The sequence below is a fragment of the Xanthomonas sp. fls2-241-TYG-148 genome (genome assembly GCF_030208815.1).
GTDB classification, from domain to species: domain Bacteria; phylum Pseudomonadota; class Gammaproteobacteria; order Xanthomonadales; family Xanthomonadaceae; genus Xanthomonas; species Xanthomonas campestris.
The window spans coordinates 981,330-995,922 of record NZ_JARVTE010000001.1 but is presented as its reverse complement, the minus strand read 5'-3'; the positions used below and the strand labels follow the sequence as shown (position 1 = coordinate 995,922).

Sequence of the window (14,593 nt, the reverse complement as noted above, 5' to 3'; positions counted from 1 at the left end):
AGCGGCGTTCTTGTGTCATCTCAGCAGTGGCTGGTTACCACCAACCGCGGCCCCAACCGCCACCCCAGCGTGGGCCCCACGGACCCCACGGGTCGCCCCAGGGACCGTACGGGTAGGCCGGCACCACATCGACCTCGCGCACCTGCGGCCACAGGTAGACGACATCGGCGGCCACCTTGGGCAGCTTGTAGTCGTACTCGCCGATCTTGGTGGTTTCGTAGCCTTCGATCTTGCCGATGAAGGTTACTTCGCGGCCTGGCTCGAACACCGCCGGGTCGTAGAAGCCCGCGCGGCAGGCGAGGAAGCGGCCATCGCTGGCATCCACCGCATTACGGTCCGGGCGGCCGCTGGCGTTGAGCGGGCGCGAGATCAGCTCGAAGCAGGTCTGGCCCTGGGCCGGTTTGGTCTGGATGATCTTGCCGCCCCAGCGCACCGAGGTGCCGACCTGTGCACTGGCGGTCGAGTCGCTCGGGCTGACCGTGGGGAACTGGCCCTGCAACGGCTTGGGCGCCGTGGCACAGGCAGCGAGCCCGAGGACAGCGATGACTGGAAGAAGAAAACGGGTACTCATGAGGAAGCTCCGGTTCGCGGGCGATGCTGCTGCAGATCTTTGATGAGAGAGGCGCTGTCCGAATCAGCGCCAGCGTAGCGCGCCGCAGCGAAACGTTGGCTGAGTGCCAACAGTGTCGTGTGGGGATGGTGCTGTGCCACACGTTGCGCCCAGGTGGTGGCCGGTTCGTGCGGTTCGCGGGCCAGGCCGAGCTTGCGGTAACGGCGCCCGAGCCGGTGCCAGGCGCGCAGCAGCGGGTCGCGTTCGCGTTCGCCGCGCGCCAGCAGCCAGCCCATCCAGGCCAGTGCGCTGACCGCGAATACGCCGAAGATGGCCGCCAGCTGGTTGGTGTCCAGGCGGTCGATGCCGAACGGTTGCAGCAGCCGCTGCTGGCGGTCGGCGTCGAAGGACAGCACCAGCTCGTTCCAGCCGCGACGCAGCCAGTCGCTGACCTCGCCCAGCCTGTCCCATGTGCCCAGCTGGCCACCACCGCCGCCATCGGCCTGCAGGCGATCCTCCAGCGTGTCGTAGATGCGTTCCGGTGCCACGGCGGCGGTGGGATCCACGCGCACCCAGCCACGGCCGGCCAGCCACACCTCGCTCCACGCATGCGCATCCATGCGCCGCACGACCCAGTAATTGCCCAGCCCGTTATAGGTGCCGCCGGCATAGCCGGTGACCACGCGCGCAGGGATGCCGGCCGCTCGCATCAGCACCACAAACGACGAGCTGAAGTGTTCGCAGAAACCGGCCTTCTGCTGGAACAGAAACTCATCGACGCTGTTGCGCCCGAGCAGCGGGGTGTCGAGCGTGTAGGCGAATTCGCGCGTGATCCATTGCAGCGCGCGTTGCACCACTGCGGCATCGTCACGACCCGCTTCGGCACGCCACTGGCGGGCCAGGGCGATGGTGCGTGGATTGAAGCCGGGTGGCAGCGCCAATGCGCGTGCGCGCAGCGGCGCCGGTAGATCGGTGTCGAAGCGTGCCGGCGGCGCGGACTGCAGGTCCCAGCGGGTGAGGGCACTCAACGGACGCTGCGCAAACAATTCGTAATCGGGCGACAGTTCGGCGTTCGCGACGCCTTGCACCGGCAGATCCAGCGCAACCAGCTGGCGGCGGTCAGTGGGCTCGTAGTCCAGGCGGTAGCGATACGTTGCCGGCCCGGCGGCGAAGGCGGCCGGTTGCGCGCGGCCGGTCCAGCGCGCGCGCTGCCAGGTGCGGCCATCGAAATCCCACATCACCGGGCCGCGCCAGTACCGCTGCTCCGGTGGCGGCGCCTTGCCGGTGAATTGCACGCGCAGGGCGGGGCTGTCATCGGCCATCAGGTCGATCCATTCACCCGGCGACATGTTGTCCGACAGGCCGGGCCGCGACAGCGCCCGCTCCGGCACGCCCCACAGTGGCGAGCTCAAACGTGGCAGCAGCCAGAACGTGGCCAGGGCCAGCGGCACGCCAATGGCCACCAGCTTGCCGATGCCGCGCAATTGCAGGCGCAGCCCTGGCGTGCCGGTGCGGTGTTCCTCGTCGGCCAGGCGCTGCATGCACAGCAGCGCACTCAGCACCGCGAGCAACGCCAGGCCCATGGTGGCCGGGCCCTGGTCCAGCAGGAACGCGGCAAACGGTGCGAACAACGCAAAGCCGAGCAGGCTGCGCGCATCGCGCAGGGTGCGTAATTCGGAGGCCTTGATCGCCAGCATCGCCGCCAGCACCGCGCAGCCGGTGTCGCGCCCGAAGCGCATGCCGATCTGCCAGTACACCGCCGCCAGCATCGCGATGACCAACAGCAACCGGACCGGTGCCATCAAGCTTCCGCGCCAGCTCATCACGCCGACCAGCAGCGCGGCGACGGCGATGGTGCCGGCGAGCAGGCCGGGCAACTGCAGCAGCAGCGGCGCCAGCGCCAGCCAGGTGGTGGCCAGTACCCAGCCGCGGCTGGTCTGGGTGATCGGGGCGGTAGGCTCAGTCATGCGGTAGCAGCGCCAACGCGCGCAGGCACAGATGATGGTGCGACGGGCCGTGCGCAGGACCGAGCGGCGGCTGGCCCGGCAACAGCAGCCGGTAACGGCGCCCCTCGCGTTCGGCAAGGTTGACCCAGCGCGTCAGCCGCGCGATGCGGCGTTCGTAGGGCAGTGCGCTGAGGCTGCGCCAGTCAAGGGTGACTTCCACGCCCAGCGGCTGCTCGTATTCGCGCACCAGCAGCGCATCGCGGCGCGCCGAGTGCTTCCACGAAATCGTGCGAGGTGCGTCGCCGGCCCGGTACGGACGCAGTTGGTGCAGCTCCTCGCCTTGTGCATGCAGGCGGGTCTGATTGGGCGAGCCGGCGCCATCGGGCAGCGCGGGGCCGTGCGCTTCCGGGGCCGGGTAGGCCAGTAGCGGTGTCTCCGGCCAGACCCATGACCAGGCGCGCACCAGCCCCAGCGGTTGGGTGCTGGACAGCCGAATGCGCTCGATGTCCTGCCAGCCGCGACGCACGGTGGGCACCAGCAGATCCACGTCCGCGTTGTCGTAGTCGGTGAGCGAGCAAAAACCGCTGTGCTCCAGATGATCCAGGCGCAATCCGCGGCGGGCGCGGGTGTCGCGGCGGGCCAACGACACCCGCATGCGCAGCGGCTCGCCGGCCACCACCGGTTCGGCGGAGACCGCTTCGATCCGCAGTGCCGACAATTGCAGGTGCGCCACGATGCTGCTGGCGATGCCGGCGGTGGCCAGCAGCAGCGCCAGCAACAACGCCGGGTTGTTGTTGTAGTTCAGCGCGCCGAGCAGCATGGCCATCAGCAAGGCCGCCAGAAACAGGCCAAACCGCGTGGGCAAAACATAGATCCGGCGCCGATCCAGCACGATCGGTGAGGCTTCCGGCCCGCGCGGACGGGCCAGCAGGCTGAGCCGTCGGCCCATGCCACGCAGGTGCGCACGCACGTGCTCAGTCCACCGGCACGCTGTGCAGCAACGCTTTGGCCAGCGCCGGCCCGGACGATGATTCGGCTTCCGGCACCAGGCGGTGCCCGGCGACCGCCACGAACAGCGCCTGCACGTCTTCCGGAAGCACATGCTCGCGCCCCAGCAGCAGGGCGTAGGCCTTGGCTGCGCGCAACAGCGCAATCCCCGCACGCGGCGACAGGCCCACGCGCACGCCGGCGTGCTGCCTGCTACGCAGCAGCAGCGCCTGCACGTAGGTGATCAAGGCGTCGCTGGTATGGATGTGGTTGACCCCCGCGCGCAGCGCCACGACATCGGCATCGCTCAACTGCGGTGCGGCCTGGGCGATCAACTCGCGGCGATCCACACCCGACAGCAGCGCCCGTTCGGCATCGGCACTGGGGTAGCCCAGGCTGAGCCGCAGCAGGAAGCGGTCCAGTTGCGAATCCGGTAGCGGGAAGGTGCCCGACAGATCAACCGGGTTTTGCGTAGCAATCACGAAGAACGGCTCCGGCAGCGCATGTGTCACCCCGTCCAGGGTGACTTGCTGCTCGGCCATCGCTTCCAGTAGCGAGCTCTGCGTGCGCGGCGGCGCGCGGTTGATCTCGTCGGCCAGCAGCACGTTGGTGAACACCGGGCCGGGATGGAACTGGAACTGGCGCGAGGCCGCGTCGTAGACCGACACGCCCAGCACATCGGCCGGCAATAGGTCCGAGGTGAACTGCACGCGCTGGAACCCCAGGCCCAGGCTGGACGCCATGGCGTGGGCGAGGGTGGTCTTGCCCAGGCCGGGCAGGTCCTCGATCAACAGATGTCCCCCGGACAGCAGCGCCACGAACGCCAGGCGCACTTCCTGCGCCTTGCCCAGCAACAGCGAATTGACCTGGTCCTGTGCGCGCCGCAGCGATTGGCGCAGCGCATCGGTTAGCATTTCCGTGGAACGCAGCGGTGTCGACATCACAAATCCGTAGGTGGAAGAAGAGTGCACAGGGCAATGCCAGGGGACCAACGCGCACATCGCACCTTCGTGATCCTGTGGACACTGGCGACGGCCGTCAAGCTATTGATTGCCGCGCGTCTGCCGCTGTTCGTGGACGAGGCGTTTTACTGGCAGGAAGGCCAGCATCTGGCGGCGGCGTACTCGGATCTGCCAGGCATGACCGCGTGGCTGACGCGCCTGGGCGTGGAACTTGGCGGGCACCATCTACTGGCGCTGCGGCTGCCGTTTCTGGCGATCGCTGCGCTGCTGCCGTGGCTGGTTGCGCACATCGCCACACGCTGGTTCGGCTCCACGCTGGGCTGGCAGGCCGGCAGCTTGGCCTTGCTGATGCCGCTGTCGGCCACGCTTGGCATCCTGGCGGTGCCCGACGTGCCCATGGCATTGGCAGCGGTGCTGTGCATGGATGCGGGCGCGCGGCTGTTGCGCGAGGTCGATGCCACCAGCGCGCTGGAGCTCGCCATCGGCCTGGTCATCGGTGCACTGAGCCACTACCGCTTTGTCGGTGTGATCGGAGTGGGATGCATTGCCTTGCTGTGCATTCCGCAGGGGCGTGCGGTCTTGCGCGACCCACGCATCTGGATGGCGCTGACGGTAGGCGCCATGAGCTGGCTGCCGCTGCTTTTCTGGAACACCGACCATGACGAGGCGGGCCTGCGCTTTCAGCTGGTAGACCGGCATCCGTGGACGTTCCAGATCACCGGGCTGTGGTTCTTGCTGATCCAGGCCGCGCTGGTGACGCCATTGCTGGCCTGGGCGATGGTCAAGGTCAGCCTGGCTGGCACCCGTGCCGGGAGTGGCGGCTCGCGTGCGCAGTGGCGCTACTTCGGCCTGCTGGGCGGCATTTCCACGCTGGCGATCTTCGTGCTGGGGTTCTTCAGCGATGCCGAGCGGATCAGCTTCCACTGGCCGTTGCCGGGCTATCTCGCCCTGCTGGTCGCCGCGCCGGTGATCCTGATGCGCTGGCCGCGCCCGCTGCGGCGTGCCACCTGGCTGATCGCGCTGCTCGGCATGTTGGGCGCCTACAGCTATTACCTGGCGGTGTCGGTGCCGGCGATCCGTGCGCAAGCGGCGGGCGAAAAATACTACCCGCGCAATTTTGCCGGCTGGAAAGACCTGGCGCGCGCGGTCAAGACCGAACTCGCGCAGCTGCCGCCCGGCACCCGCGTGCTGGCGGAAAACTTCAAGGTAGGCGCCGAGCTCGGCTTCCAATTGCACGATGCACAGATCGAAGTGCTGCAGGCTGATCTGAACGACAAACATGGCCGCTCGGCGCAACTGGCCCAGTGGGGGCTGCTCAGCCATGGCGAACGCAGCGGCCCGCGCCTGCTGGTGCTCTCGCCCAGCGATCAGCGCTACCGCGATCTGCTCACGCGTTACCACGCCATCTGCGCCATGGTCGGGCCGCTGCCGCCGCCCAAGGTGGTCTCCACCGACCACGGCTACCAGCGCTTCCTGCTGTTCGCGCTGCCGGCGCAACGCCAGCCCGGCCCCTGCATCGCGCCCGCGATGGCGTGGATCGATACGCCGCTGCCGGGCGTTGCCGCCACGGCCACCATCCAGGTGCGTGGCTGGGCCTTCAAGGACGGCGTGGGCCTGTCGCGCGTCGAGCTGCTGGTCGATGGTCGCCCCGCTGGACGCGCCGACTACGGCGCCACCCTGGATGTGCGCCCGTACTGGAAAATCTCCACCGACCCGCAACATCCCCGCGTCGGCTTCACTGCCACGTTGGACGCGCGCGCGCTGACGCCCGGCACGCATTGGTTGGGCTTGCGCCTGCACGGCCACGACGGCAGCGTCGAGGACTGGTGGGAGCAGCCATTTACCGTTCCCGCCCCCTGACCGGATACTGGCCTACGTGATGAGTACCGATTGTCCCGACACCTTTGCCGGGATCCGCATCGCCGTGCTGGTGCCCTGCCACAACGAGGCCGCCACCATTGCCGCAGTGGTCGGTGCTTTTGCCGCGGCATTGCCGCAGGCGGCCATCCATGTGCTGGACAACAACTCCAGCGATGCCACCGCGGCGATCGCCGCAGCGGCCGGCGCGCAGGTGCGTCGCGTGGCGCTGCAGGGCAAGGGCAATGTGGTGCGCCGCGGTTTTGCCGATGTGGACGCCGACATCTATGTGTTGGTTGATGGCGACGCGACGTACGACGCGGCTGCCGCGCCAGTGCTGGTGCGCAAGTTGCTCAGTGAGCAACTGGACATGGTGGTTGGCGCGCGGCGCGATCAACAGCAGGCCGCGTACCGGCCCGGACATCGGCTGGGCAATGTGCTGCTGACACGCTGCGCAGGCCTGCTGTTCGGCCGCAGTTTCGAAGACATGCTGTCGGGTTACCGGGTGTTCTCGCGCCGCTACGTCAAATCCTTTGCCGCGCATGCGCATGGGTTCGAAACCGAAACCGAGCTGGCGGTGCACGCGTTGCAATTGCGCATGCCGGTCGCCGAAGTCGACACCGTCTACGGTGTGCGGCCGGAGGGTTCGCAGAGCAAGTTGAATACCTGGCGTGACGGGTGGCGGATCCTCACCACCATCGTGAAGTTGTTCAAGGCCGAGCGCCCGCTGCTGTTCTTTTCGATTGGCTTCCTGCTCAGTGCCGCGCTGTCGATCGTGCTGGCCGTACCGTTGTTGCAGACCTATCTGGAAACAGGCCTGGTGCCGCGCTTTCCAACTGCGATCCTGTGCGTGGCCCTGATGCTGCTCGGCTTCCTGTTGCTGGCGTGCGGGCTGATCCTGGACACGGTGACCCGCGGTCGTGTCGAAGCCAAGCATCTTGCCTATCTCGCCGAACCGAGCGTCGGGACGCTTGCATCCAGACATGCGCAGGAGCGGACGTGATGCGGGCGAGTGCAGCAACAGCGAAAGCGACGCGCCGCCAACGCCTGCTCGCTTGGGCGGATAGCCGCTTCGGTTTCCATTCCCCGCGGCATAGTGCCGCCGCCGTACTTGCCATCGTGCTGCTCGGTGCACTGGTGTCGCTCGGCCTCGGCCAGGATGCCAACTGGGACTTGCGCAACTATCACTTGTATATCGGCGATGCCTGGCTGCACGGGCGACTGACGACCGACCTCGCGCCGGCGCAGATGCAAAGCTATTTCAGCCCGCTGCTGGATGCGATGCATGCCGCCTTGATGTTGCATCTTCCCGCGCCACTGGTTGGCGTGCTGCTCGGTGCACTGCATGCGCTGGTGTTCGTGCCGGTGGCCGCGGTTGCCTGGCGAGTGCTTTCGGTGCATCCGCGGCGTGCGCAATGGACACCGCTGCTGGCGGCCGCAGGATTGAGCAGCGCCGTGTTTCTGTCTGAACTCGGCGGCACCATGGGCGATACCGCCACGGCCTTGCCCGTGTTGGGCGCCCTGGCGCTGGTCCTGCAGGCACAGGCGCGCGGGCGGCAGGGCAAAACCGCCCTCCATCTTTGGGCGTGTGCGGGCGCGTTGCTGGGTCTGGCGGTCGCGTTCAAGTTGACCAATGCGCTCTACGCCCTCGCGCTGGTGCCCGCGCTGATGTGCGATGGCGCGCGCCTGCGGGCACGGCTGCTGGCGCTGGGCATCGTGATCGTCGTCGCGGGCGGTGTGTTCGTGCTGGTGGCCGGGCCGTGGTACTGGCAGGTCTGGCAGCACCTGGGCAACCCGTTGTTCCCGCAGTTCAACGGGCTGTTCAAATCCCCGTTGGCCGCGCCGGTGTCGATCGCCGACACGCGCTGGCTGCCGCGCAATCTCGGCGAACACCTGCTCTGGCCGCTGCTGTTTACGTTGAAGCCCCAACGCATCGGTGACCTGGGATTGGTGCAGGCACTGTGGGCCGTGCTGTATGCGCTGGTACTGATCGTGGCTGCGCGCGCTGTGCTGCGTCGCCGGGTTGCCGGGGTTGGGCTGGATCGCTCGGCCACTGTGGTGCTGGTGTTCGTGGCCACGGCCTATGTGTTGTGGCAGGCCATCTTCAGCATCCACCGCTATCTCGTCGTGCTGGAATTGCTGGCGCCGGTGGTGCTGTGGATCTGTTGCCGGCATGCGTTTGCGCAACGTGCCGATCACAAGGCAGCGTGGTTGATCGGGCTGTGCGCGCTGGTGGCGATGGCCGGCTGGAAGGATTGGGGGCACGAGCCCTGGGCGCGCGCGGCGTTTGAGGTCACGCAACCGCTGATCATCGATCCGGCACGGGCAACGGTCTTGCTGGTCAGCGATGAGCCGCAGTCATGGCGCGTCACCCTGTTGCCGCAGCGGGCCCGTTACATCGGGGTCGCAACCAACATCAGCGAGACCGATGCGTATCGGGCGCGCGTGCGCACCCTGGTGGCCGAGCGCCCACAGATTTACGCGATGCTGGGTGCGGCGCGCGACAAACAGCAGGCGCGGGTGGATCGCATGAATCGCTGGGCGCAGCAGTTCGGGTGGGATGCGCAGCCGGACTGCGCACGCATGCGTTGGCTGATCGCCCGCGGTCTGCGCGCCGAGCTGGCTGCTTCCACGTCCGGCCGCTGCCTGTTGGTCGTGCCCAAGGCCAGAGCGCTGGATATCGCGGCGGCCGATCAGGCCATTCGCGAGATGGCGCAGCAGCGTCTGGTTGCGTACGGGCTGACGCTGGACCCGGCGCAGTGCCGCACGTTGCTCTCACGCATCGGGCAAGCCGTCTATCCGTATCAATTCTGCATGCTGCGCCGGGCGGACTGAGGCAGCTTCAAGGCAGCGAAAATCCCGCCTGCCGCAGCAACCGCGCCACTGCGATCAGCGGCAGGCCGACCAGAGCGGTAGGATCGTTGCTACGGATTGCGTCGAACAAGGTGATGCCCAGGCCCTCGCATTTGAAGCTGCCGGCACACTCCAGCGCCGGTTCGGCAGCCAGGTAGCGTTCGATCTCCTGCGGGTGCAGGGGCCGCACCTGGACGTCGGTAAGGTCCAGCGCGTGCGCGGCAAACCCGTCCGGGCCGATCAGGCTGACCGCGGTCTGGAAACGCACCATGCGGCCGGACATGCGCGTCAGCTGGGCGCGCGCCTGCTCCAGCGTGCCCGGCTTGCCAAGTGCCTCGCCGTCCAGGTCGGCGACCTGGTCCGAGCCGATCACCCAGGCATCCGGGAAGCGCACCGCCACGGCGCGCGCCTTCTCGCTGGCCAGCCGGGTCGCAAGCGCCTGCGGCGTTTCGCCGGGCAGGGCGTGCTCGTCCACCTCGGGGCGGGCGGTGTCGAAGTCCAGGTGCAGGCGGCCCAGCAGCTCGCGGCGGTAGGCAGACGTGGAGGCCAGGAGTAGGCGTGGCATCATGGGCGCACCGCGAGGGAAGGCAGGGGAGTCTGCCGGCCCAGGCGCCGGGCCACAATCCCAGTGGCGGCAGATTTGACATGGCCCCGGCGGGTCTTTAACATTCTGCGGCTTATGTCCGCGAACGTGCCCGAAATGCTGGATGCTTGGCGGATGGTCGCAGCGCGCAGGCGCTTCGACGGCCGCATCCCGCTATCTGCGATGACCCGTCTTCAGGGAAGCCTGGTTGATACCGAAGGCGAATGTGTCTATTCGCTTCAGTTCGATCAGGACGATCTGTTGAAGGTCGCCTATGTCGAACTCAGCATCGATGTCGCGCTGCCGCTGGAATGCCAGCGCAGCCTGCAGCGTTTTCTGTATCCGGTTCAGATCAGGCAGCGACTCGGCTTGATCCGCGACGAGGCTGATGAGGCCGCGTTGCCGCCCGACTACGAAGCCTTGCTGGTGCCAGACGACGGCATGCTGCGGGCAGTGGACCTGGTGGAGGACGAGCTGGTGCTGGCGGTTCCCGTGGTGCCGATGGCGCCGGGGAGTGAGGCAGTCGAGGCCGAGTGGGTTCCGACCCAGGAAGAGCAAGACAAGGCCAGTCCGTTCGCGGCGCTGGCGGCGTTGAAGAAACAGTAACCGCCGCTGTTAAGGGCGGAAACACAGGTCGGCGCGGGCGTACAGTCCTGTTCGACTCAACAGAAAAGTTATCGAACTTAAGTTTGGAGCAATCCCATGGCTGTGCAGAAATCCCGAGTCACCCCGTCCCGCCGCGGCCAGCGTCGTTCGCACGATGCCCTGACCGCCAAGCAGCTGTCGACCGACCCGACCAGCGGCGAGATCCATCTGCGCCATCACATCACCGCTGACGGTTACTACCGCGGCAAGAAGGTGATCACGACCAAGTCGTCGGCCGTCCAAGAAGATTGATCCGTGGCACCCGCCGCAGTTTTGCAGGCGGGTGACCCTCGATACTTCCGGAGCCGCCAATCACCGCGGCTCTTGCACCAAGGAACAGTATGAGCAAGCGGATCTATTCCAGAATCGCGGGCACGGGTAGCTATTTGCCCGAAAAGGTGTTGACCAACGACGACATGTCCAAGATCGTCGACACCAGCGATGAATGGATCCGCTCGCGTACCGGCATCCGTGAACGTCACATCGTTGCCGACGACCAGACCACCAGTGATCTGGCGTACTTCGCCTCGCTGAAGGCGATGGAAGCGGCCGGTGTCACTGCCGACGAGATCGACCTGATCGTTGTCGGCACCACCACACCAGACCTGATTTTCCCGTCCACTGCGTGCCTGTTGCAGGCGCGGCTTGGCAATGTCGGCTGCGGTGCATTCGACGTGAACGCGGCCTGCTCGGGCTTCGTCTACGCGCTCAGCGTGGCCGACAAGTTCGTTCGCAGTGGCGACGCCAAGACCGTGCTGGTGGTTGGCGCCGAAACGCTGACCCGGATCGTCGACTGGACCGATCGCACCACCTGCGTGCTGTTTGGCGACGGTGCGGGCGCGGTCGTGCTCAAGGCCGACGAAGACACCGGCATCCTCAGCACCCATCTGCATGCCGACGGCAGCAAGAAGGAATTGCTGTGGGATCCGGTCGGTGTATCGGTTGGCTTCGGCGAAGGCAAGAACGGCGGTGGCGCGTTGCTGATGAAGGGCAACGACGTGTTCAAGTACGCCGTCAAGGCGCTGGACTCGGTGGTCGATGAAACCCTCGCCGCCAATGGCCTGGACAAGCACGACCTGGACTGGTTGATCCCGCATCAGGCCAATCTGCGCATCATCGAAGCCACTGCCAAGCGGCTGGATCTGCCGATGGAGCAGGTGGTGGTCACCGTCGACCGGCATGGCAATACCTCGTCGGCCTCGGTGCCGCTCGCGCTGGACGAAGCGGTTCGCTCCGGTCGCGTGCAGCGTGGCCAGTTGCTGCTGCTGGAAGCCTTCGGTGGCGGATTCACCTGGGGCTCGGCGCTGCTGCGCTACTGATCTGCGCAGGCACTGCCGCGTTTGCCGGCGGTGTCTTTTTGCGCTTGAGGTTCTGTTGGTGCAAAGACCCTTGCCATTGCGGGCTGATGTGTCAGCGATTCTCGCTGATGCAGTGCCGCCGCCGCGCAGTCTTGATCGACACACGCAACGTTCTCGCACGCCACTGGGGCCTGGATGTCCTGCATCCACCGCCGCAGCGTGGCGGTGATGCGGTGCCTGCGAGGAATGTAGCGGGCGCAGCGCGCTGCGGGCTCAGGCGGTCAAGCTGTTGCGGGTGACGGCCTGCGGGCAGGCGCGGTAGAGCGTTGTCAGGGGCACGCCACTGATGCTCAGCGACAGCGCGTTCGTGTGCGCACTGCCTGCGCCCAGGTGGTCAAGTAACCGCGCGTTTCGCGCATCTGACCCGCCTTTCCTCCACGCCCAGCTGACGCGCCAGCGCGCCGCCCGGCGATCTACGCAACCACCGCGTTGAAGCTGTCGATGCCGTGCCTGGACTGGCTCCGCAACGGCGACATTGACCTGCTCAGACCCTGGCGGCAGACGCCTGTGCGGTGCGGGCATTGGCGCCTTGCATACGCGTCAGTACAGACGGCCGGGCGATTTCGCACGTATCATCCCGGCTCGATTTTTGTAGGCAGCAACGCGTGACCGAATCTACGCTCGCTTTCGTGTTTCCCGGCCAGGGCTCGCAGTCCCTGGGCATGCTGGCTGAACTTGCCGAACTGCATCCGCAGATCCGCGAGACCTTCGTCGAGGCCTCCGATGGCGCCGGCGTCGATCTGTGGGCCCTGTCGCAGGGCGGCCCGGAAGAGATGCTCAACCGTACCGAATACACCCAGCCGGCGTTGCTGGCCGCCGGTGTGGCGGTGTGGCGCCTGTGGAACGCGCAGCGCGGCGAGCGACCGGCGGTGCTGGCCGGCCATAGCCTTGGTGAGTACACCGCACTGGTCGCTGCCGGCGCCTTGTCGCTGCACGACGGTGCCCACCTGGTGCGGCTGCGCGGGCAATTCATGCAGGCGGCGGCGCCCGCCGGTGTCGGCGCGATGGCCGCGGTGCTGGGCGCCGAGGATGCGTTGGTGCGCGAGGTCTGTGTCGAGGCCTCGGGCAGCCAGGTGGTGGTGCCGGCCAACTTCAATTCGCCCGGTCAGATCGTGATTGGTGGCGATGCGGCGGCGGTGGATCGCGCGCTGGCGTTGCTGGCCGAGCGTGGCGTGCGCAAGGCGGTCAAGCTGGCGGTGAGCGTGCCGTCGCACACCCCACTGATGCGCGAGGCGGCCAACCAGCTGGGTGAGGCGATGGCCGGGTTGACCTGGCACACGCCGCAGATTCCGGTGGTGCAGAACGTCGACGCGCAGGTGCACGCCGGCCACGAAGCGATCCGCCAGGCCCTGGTCGAGCAGCTGTATCTGCCGGTGCAGTGGACCGGCTGCGTGCAGGCGCTGGCCGCGCAGGGCATTACCCGGATCGCCGAATGCGGCCCGGGCAAGGTGCTGAGCGGGCTGATCAAGCGTATCGACAAGAGCCTGGATGCCCGTTCGCTCGCGACCCCGGCCGATTACGCCGGCGCGCTGGATGCGTGGGCGCACTGAGTTGACCGATTTGCCGGTGATGCCGGCCCTCGACGCTCGCAACTGCGGTTGCGACGTCCCCTCTCGAGGAACAGCAACATGAGCAAGCCATTGCAGGGCGAGATCGCTCTGGTTACCGGTGCCAGCCGCGGCATCGGCGCGGCCATCGCCGATACGCTGGCCGCCCAGGGCGCCACGGTGATCGGCACGGCCACCTCCGCCTCCGGGGCCGCTGCCATCGGCGAGCGTCTGGCTGCCAACGGCGGGCACGGCCGGGAGCTCAATGTCACCGATGCGGCCGCGGTCGATGCCTTGATCGATGCGATCGGCAAGGAGTTCGGTGCGGTTTCGATCCTGGTCAACAACGCCGGCATCACCCGCGACAACCTGCTGATGCGGATGAAGGAAGACGATTGGCAGGCGATCATCGACACCAACCTGACCAGCGTGTTCCGGACCTCCAAGGCGGTGATGCGCGGCATGATGAAAGCGCGCAAGGGCCGCATCATCAACATCGCCTCGGTGGTGGGTGTGACCGGTAATCCGGGCCAGACCAACTACGCGGCGGCCAAGGCCGGCATCATTGCGTTTTCCAAGTCGCTGGCCAAGGAAATCGGCTCGCGCGGGGTCACTGTCAATGTGGTCGCGCCCGGCTTCATCGATACCGACATGACCAAGGCGCTGCCGGAGGATGCCAAGACGGCGTTGCTGCAGCAGATCGCGCTGGGCCATCTGGGGCAGCCGGACGACATCGCCAACGCGGTGGCATTCCTGGCTGGCCCAACCGCCCGTTACATCACTGGTGAGACCCTGCACGTCAACGGCGGCATGTACATGCCGTGAGCGTGCGGCGCCGGGAGGCGCTAAGTGGCTGATCGGCCGGGATTTGTGATGCAATGCAAGGCCCGGTCGCTTCCACTACACTATCCAACGCGGCCATCGCAGCGGCGATGGCGTTTTTTTTGTACCACCACTACTCCATCTGGAGCGATATCTCAATGAGCACCATCGAAGAACGCGTCAAGAAAATCGTCGTCGAACAACTCGGCGTCAAGGAAGAGGAAGTCACCACCAGCGCATCGTTCGTCGATGACCTGGGTGCCGACTCGCTGGACACCGTCGAGCTGGTGATGGCGCTGGAAGAAGAGTTCGAGTGCGAAATCCCGGACGAAGAAGCTGAGAAGATCACGTCGGTCCAGCAGGCGATCGACTACGTCAAGGCTCACGTCAAGAGCTGATGCGTTGTTCCTGACAGCGGTGGCGGGCATTTGGCTGCTGCTGCGTCAGACATCCCATGGGGCCGCTGATGCGGCCCTGTGTTTT

Annotated in this window: 14 protein-coding genes; 9 read left to right on the top strand and 5 right to left on the bottom strand. The window is 66.8% G+C overall.

Translation table 11 applies throughout. The annotated features are described in order from the left end of the window. Window positions 1-34: 34 nt before the first annotated feature. From QRM60_RS04425 to QRM60_RS04410, 4 genes are read right to left on the bottom strand one after another with little or no spacing between them, the layout of a single operon-like run. Window positions 35-571 (bottom strand): Slp family lipoprotein, encoded by a 537-nt coding sequence (locus QRM60_RS04425; RefSeq protein ID WP_011036208.1) that lies wholly within the window; start codon window positions 569-571, stop codon window positions 35-37. Continuing rightward, window positions 568-2,517 (bottom strand): DUF3488 and transglutaminase-like domain-containing protein, encoded by a 1,950-nt coding sequence (locus QRM60_RS04420; RefSeq protein WP_285445691.1) that lies wholly within the window; start codon window positions 2,515-2,517, stop codon window positions 568-570. Before QRM60_RS04420 ends, QRM60_RS04425 begins: the two co-directional genes overlap by 4 nt. After that, window positions 2,510-3,466: a DUF58 domain-containing protein gene (locus QRM60_RS04415; protein ID WP_285445690.1), complete on the bottom strand. Its 957-nt coding sequence runs from the start codon at window positions 3,464-3,466 to the stop codon at window positions 2,510-2,512. Before QRM60_RS04415 ends, QRM60_RS04420 begins: the two co-directional genes overlap by 8 nt. A gap of 4 nt (window positions 3,467-3,470) precedes the next feature. Further along, entirely contained in the window at window positions 3,471-4,424 is a 954-nt protein-coding gene (locus QRM60_RS04410; protein WP_014506886.1) for an AAA family ATPase, read from the bottom strand. Between the two features lie 36 nt (window positions 4,425-4,460). Here QRM60_RS04410 and QRM60_RS04405 point away from each other — a divergent pair, with 36 nt between their 5' ends. The 3 genes from QRM60_RS04405 to QRM60_RS04395 are packed head-to-tail and all read left to right on the top strand — an operon-like array spanning window position 4,461 to window position 9,137. Continuing rightward, on the top strand, window positions 4,461-6,305 hold the full coding sequence (locus tag QRM60_RS04405; protein WP_161962593.1) for a glycosyltransferase family 39 protein: 1,845 nt from the start codon (window positions 4,461-4,463) through the stop codon (window positions 6,303-6,305). A gap of 19 nt (window positions 6,306-6,324) precedes the next feature. Continuing rightward, complete coding sequence (locus tag QRM60_RS04400) at window positions 6,325-7,305, top strand: glycosyltransferase family 2 protein (RefSeq protein ID WP_115555533.1); 981 nt, start codon at window positions 6,325-6,327, stop codon at window positions 7,303-7,305. Beyond that, window positions 7,305-9,137, top strand: a complete 1,833-nt coding sequence (locus tag QRM60_RS04395; RefSeq protein WP_285445689.1) for a hypothetical protein — start codon at window positions 7,305-7,307, stop codon at window positions 9,135-9,137. The genes QRM60_RS04400 and QRM60_RS04395 overlap by 1 nt, the downstream gene beginning before the upstream one ends. Before the next feature lie 7 nt (window positions 9,138-9,144). Here the strand turns inward: QRM60_RS04395 and QRM60_RS04390 are convergent, their stop codons facing one another. Then, a complete protein-coding gene (locus tag QRM60_RS04390; RefSeq protein WP_285445688.1) occupies window positions 9,145-9,723 on the bottom strand; it encodes a nucleoside triphosphate pyrophosphatase in 579 nt (192 codons plus the stop codon). Window positions 9,724-9,834: 111 nt separating this feature from the next. Between QRM60_RS04390 and QRM60_RS04385 the strand changes: the two genes are divergently transcribed. The 6 genes from QRM60_RS04385 (at window position 9,835) to acpP (ending at window position 14,508) form a co-directional block, all read left to right on the top strand. Beyond that, on the top strand, window positions 9,835-10,344 hold the full coding sequence (locus QRM60_RS04385) for a YceD family protein (protein WP_011036217.1): 510 nt from the start codon (window positions 9,835-9,837) through the stop codon (window positions 10,342-10,344). 96 nt (window positions 10,345-10,440) lie between these two features. Then, entirely contained in the window at window positions 10,441-10,635 is a 195-nt protein-coding gene (gene rpmF, locus QRM60_RS04380) for a 50S ribosomal protein L32 (RefSeq protein WP_010368401.1), read from the top strand. An 89-nt stretch (window positions 10,636-10,724) separates the two neighbouring features. Further along, window positions 10,725-11,702: a beta-ketoacyl-ACP synthase III gene (locus QRM60_RS04375; protein WP_042595038.1), complete on the top strand. Its 978-nt coding sequence runs from the start codon at window positions 10,725-10,727 to the stop codon at window positions 11,700-11,702. Window positions 11,703-12,346: 644 nt separating this feature from the next. Then, window positions 12,347-13,291 (top strand): ACP S-malonyltransferase, encoded by a 945-nt coding sequence (fabD, locus tag QRM60_RS04370; protein ID WP_042595039.1) that lies wholly within the window; start codon window positions 12,347-12,349, stop codon window positions 13,289-13,291. 78 nt (window positions 13,292-13,369) lie between these two features. Next, window positions 13,370-14,113: a 3-oxoacyl-ACP reductase FabG gene (gene fabG / locus QRM60_RS04365; RefSeq protein ID WP_115004099.1), complete on the top strand. Its 744-nt coding sequence runs from the start codon at window positions 13,370-13,372 to the stop codon at window positions 14,111-14,113. A gap of 155 nt (window positions 14,114-14,268) precedes the next feature. Then, the gene (acpP, locus tag QRM60_RS04360) at window positions 14,269-14,508 is read left to right on the top strand and encodes an acyl carrier protein (protein ID WP_002814322.1); all 240 of its coding nucleotides are present in this window, start codon (window positions 14,269-14,271) and stop codon (window positions 14,506-14,508) included. The last annotated feature ends 85 nt before the right edge of the window (window positions 14,509-14,593 follow it).

Excerpts from the sequence above, each read along its gene's own strand:
- QRM60_RS04425 (WP_011036208.1), bottom strand. The coding sequence starts at position 571 with ATGAGTACCCGTTTTCTTCTTCCAGTCATCGCTGTCCTCGGGCTCGCT.
- QRM60_RS04420 (WP_285445691.1), bottom strand. The coding sequence starts at position 2,517 with ATGACTGAGCCTACCGCCCCGATCACCCAGACCAGCCGCGGCTGGGTA.
- QRM60_RS04410 (WP_014506886.1), bottom strand. The coding sequence starts at position 4,424 with ATGTCGACACCGCTGCGTTCCACGGAAATGCTAACCGATGCGCTGCGC.
- QRM60_RS04405 (WP_161962593.1), top strand. The coding sequence starts at position 4,461 with ATGCCAGGGGACCAACGCGCACATCGCACCTTCGTGATCCTGTGGACA.
- QRM60_RS04400 (WP_115555533.1), top strand. The coding sequence starts at position 6,325 with ATGAGTACCGATTGTCCCGACACCTTTGCCGGGATCCGCATCGCCGTG.
- QRM60_RS04395 (WP_285445689.1), top strand. The coding sequence starts at position 7,305 with ATGCGGGCGAGTGCAGCAACAGCGAAAGCGACGCGCCGCCAACGCCTG.
- QRM60_RS04390 (WP_285445688.1), bottom strand. The coding sequence starts at position 9,723 with ATGATGCCACGCCTACTCCTGGCCTCCACGTCTGCCTACCGCCGCGAG.
- QRM60_RS04385 (WP_011036217.1), top strand. The coding sequence starts at position 9,835 with ATGTCCGCGAACGTGCCCGAAATGCTGGATGCTTGGCGGATGGTCGCA.
- rpmF (WP_010368401.1), top strand. The coding sequence starts at position 10,441 with ATGGCTGTGCAGAAATCCCGAGTCACCCCGTCCCGCCGCGGCCAGCGT.
- QRM60_RS04375 (WP_042595038.1), top strand. The coding sequence starts at position 10,725 with ATGAGCAAGCGGATCTATTCCAGAATCGCGGGCACGGGTAGCTATTTG.
- fabG (WP_115004099.1), top strand. The coding sequence starts at position 13,370 with ATGAGCAAGCCATTGCAGGGCGAGATCGCTCTGGTTACCGGTGCCAGC.
- acpP (WP_002814322.1), top strand. The coding sequence starts at position 14,269 with ATGAGCACCATCGAAGAACGCGTCAAGAAAATCGTCGTCGAACAACTC.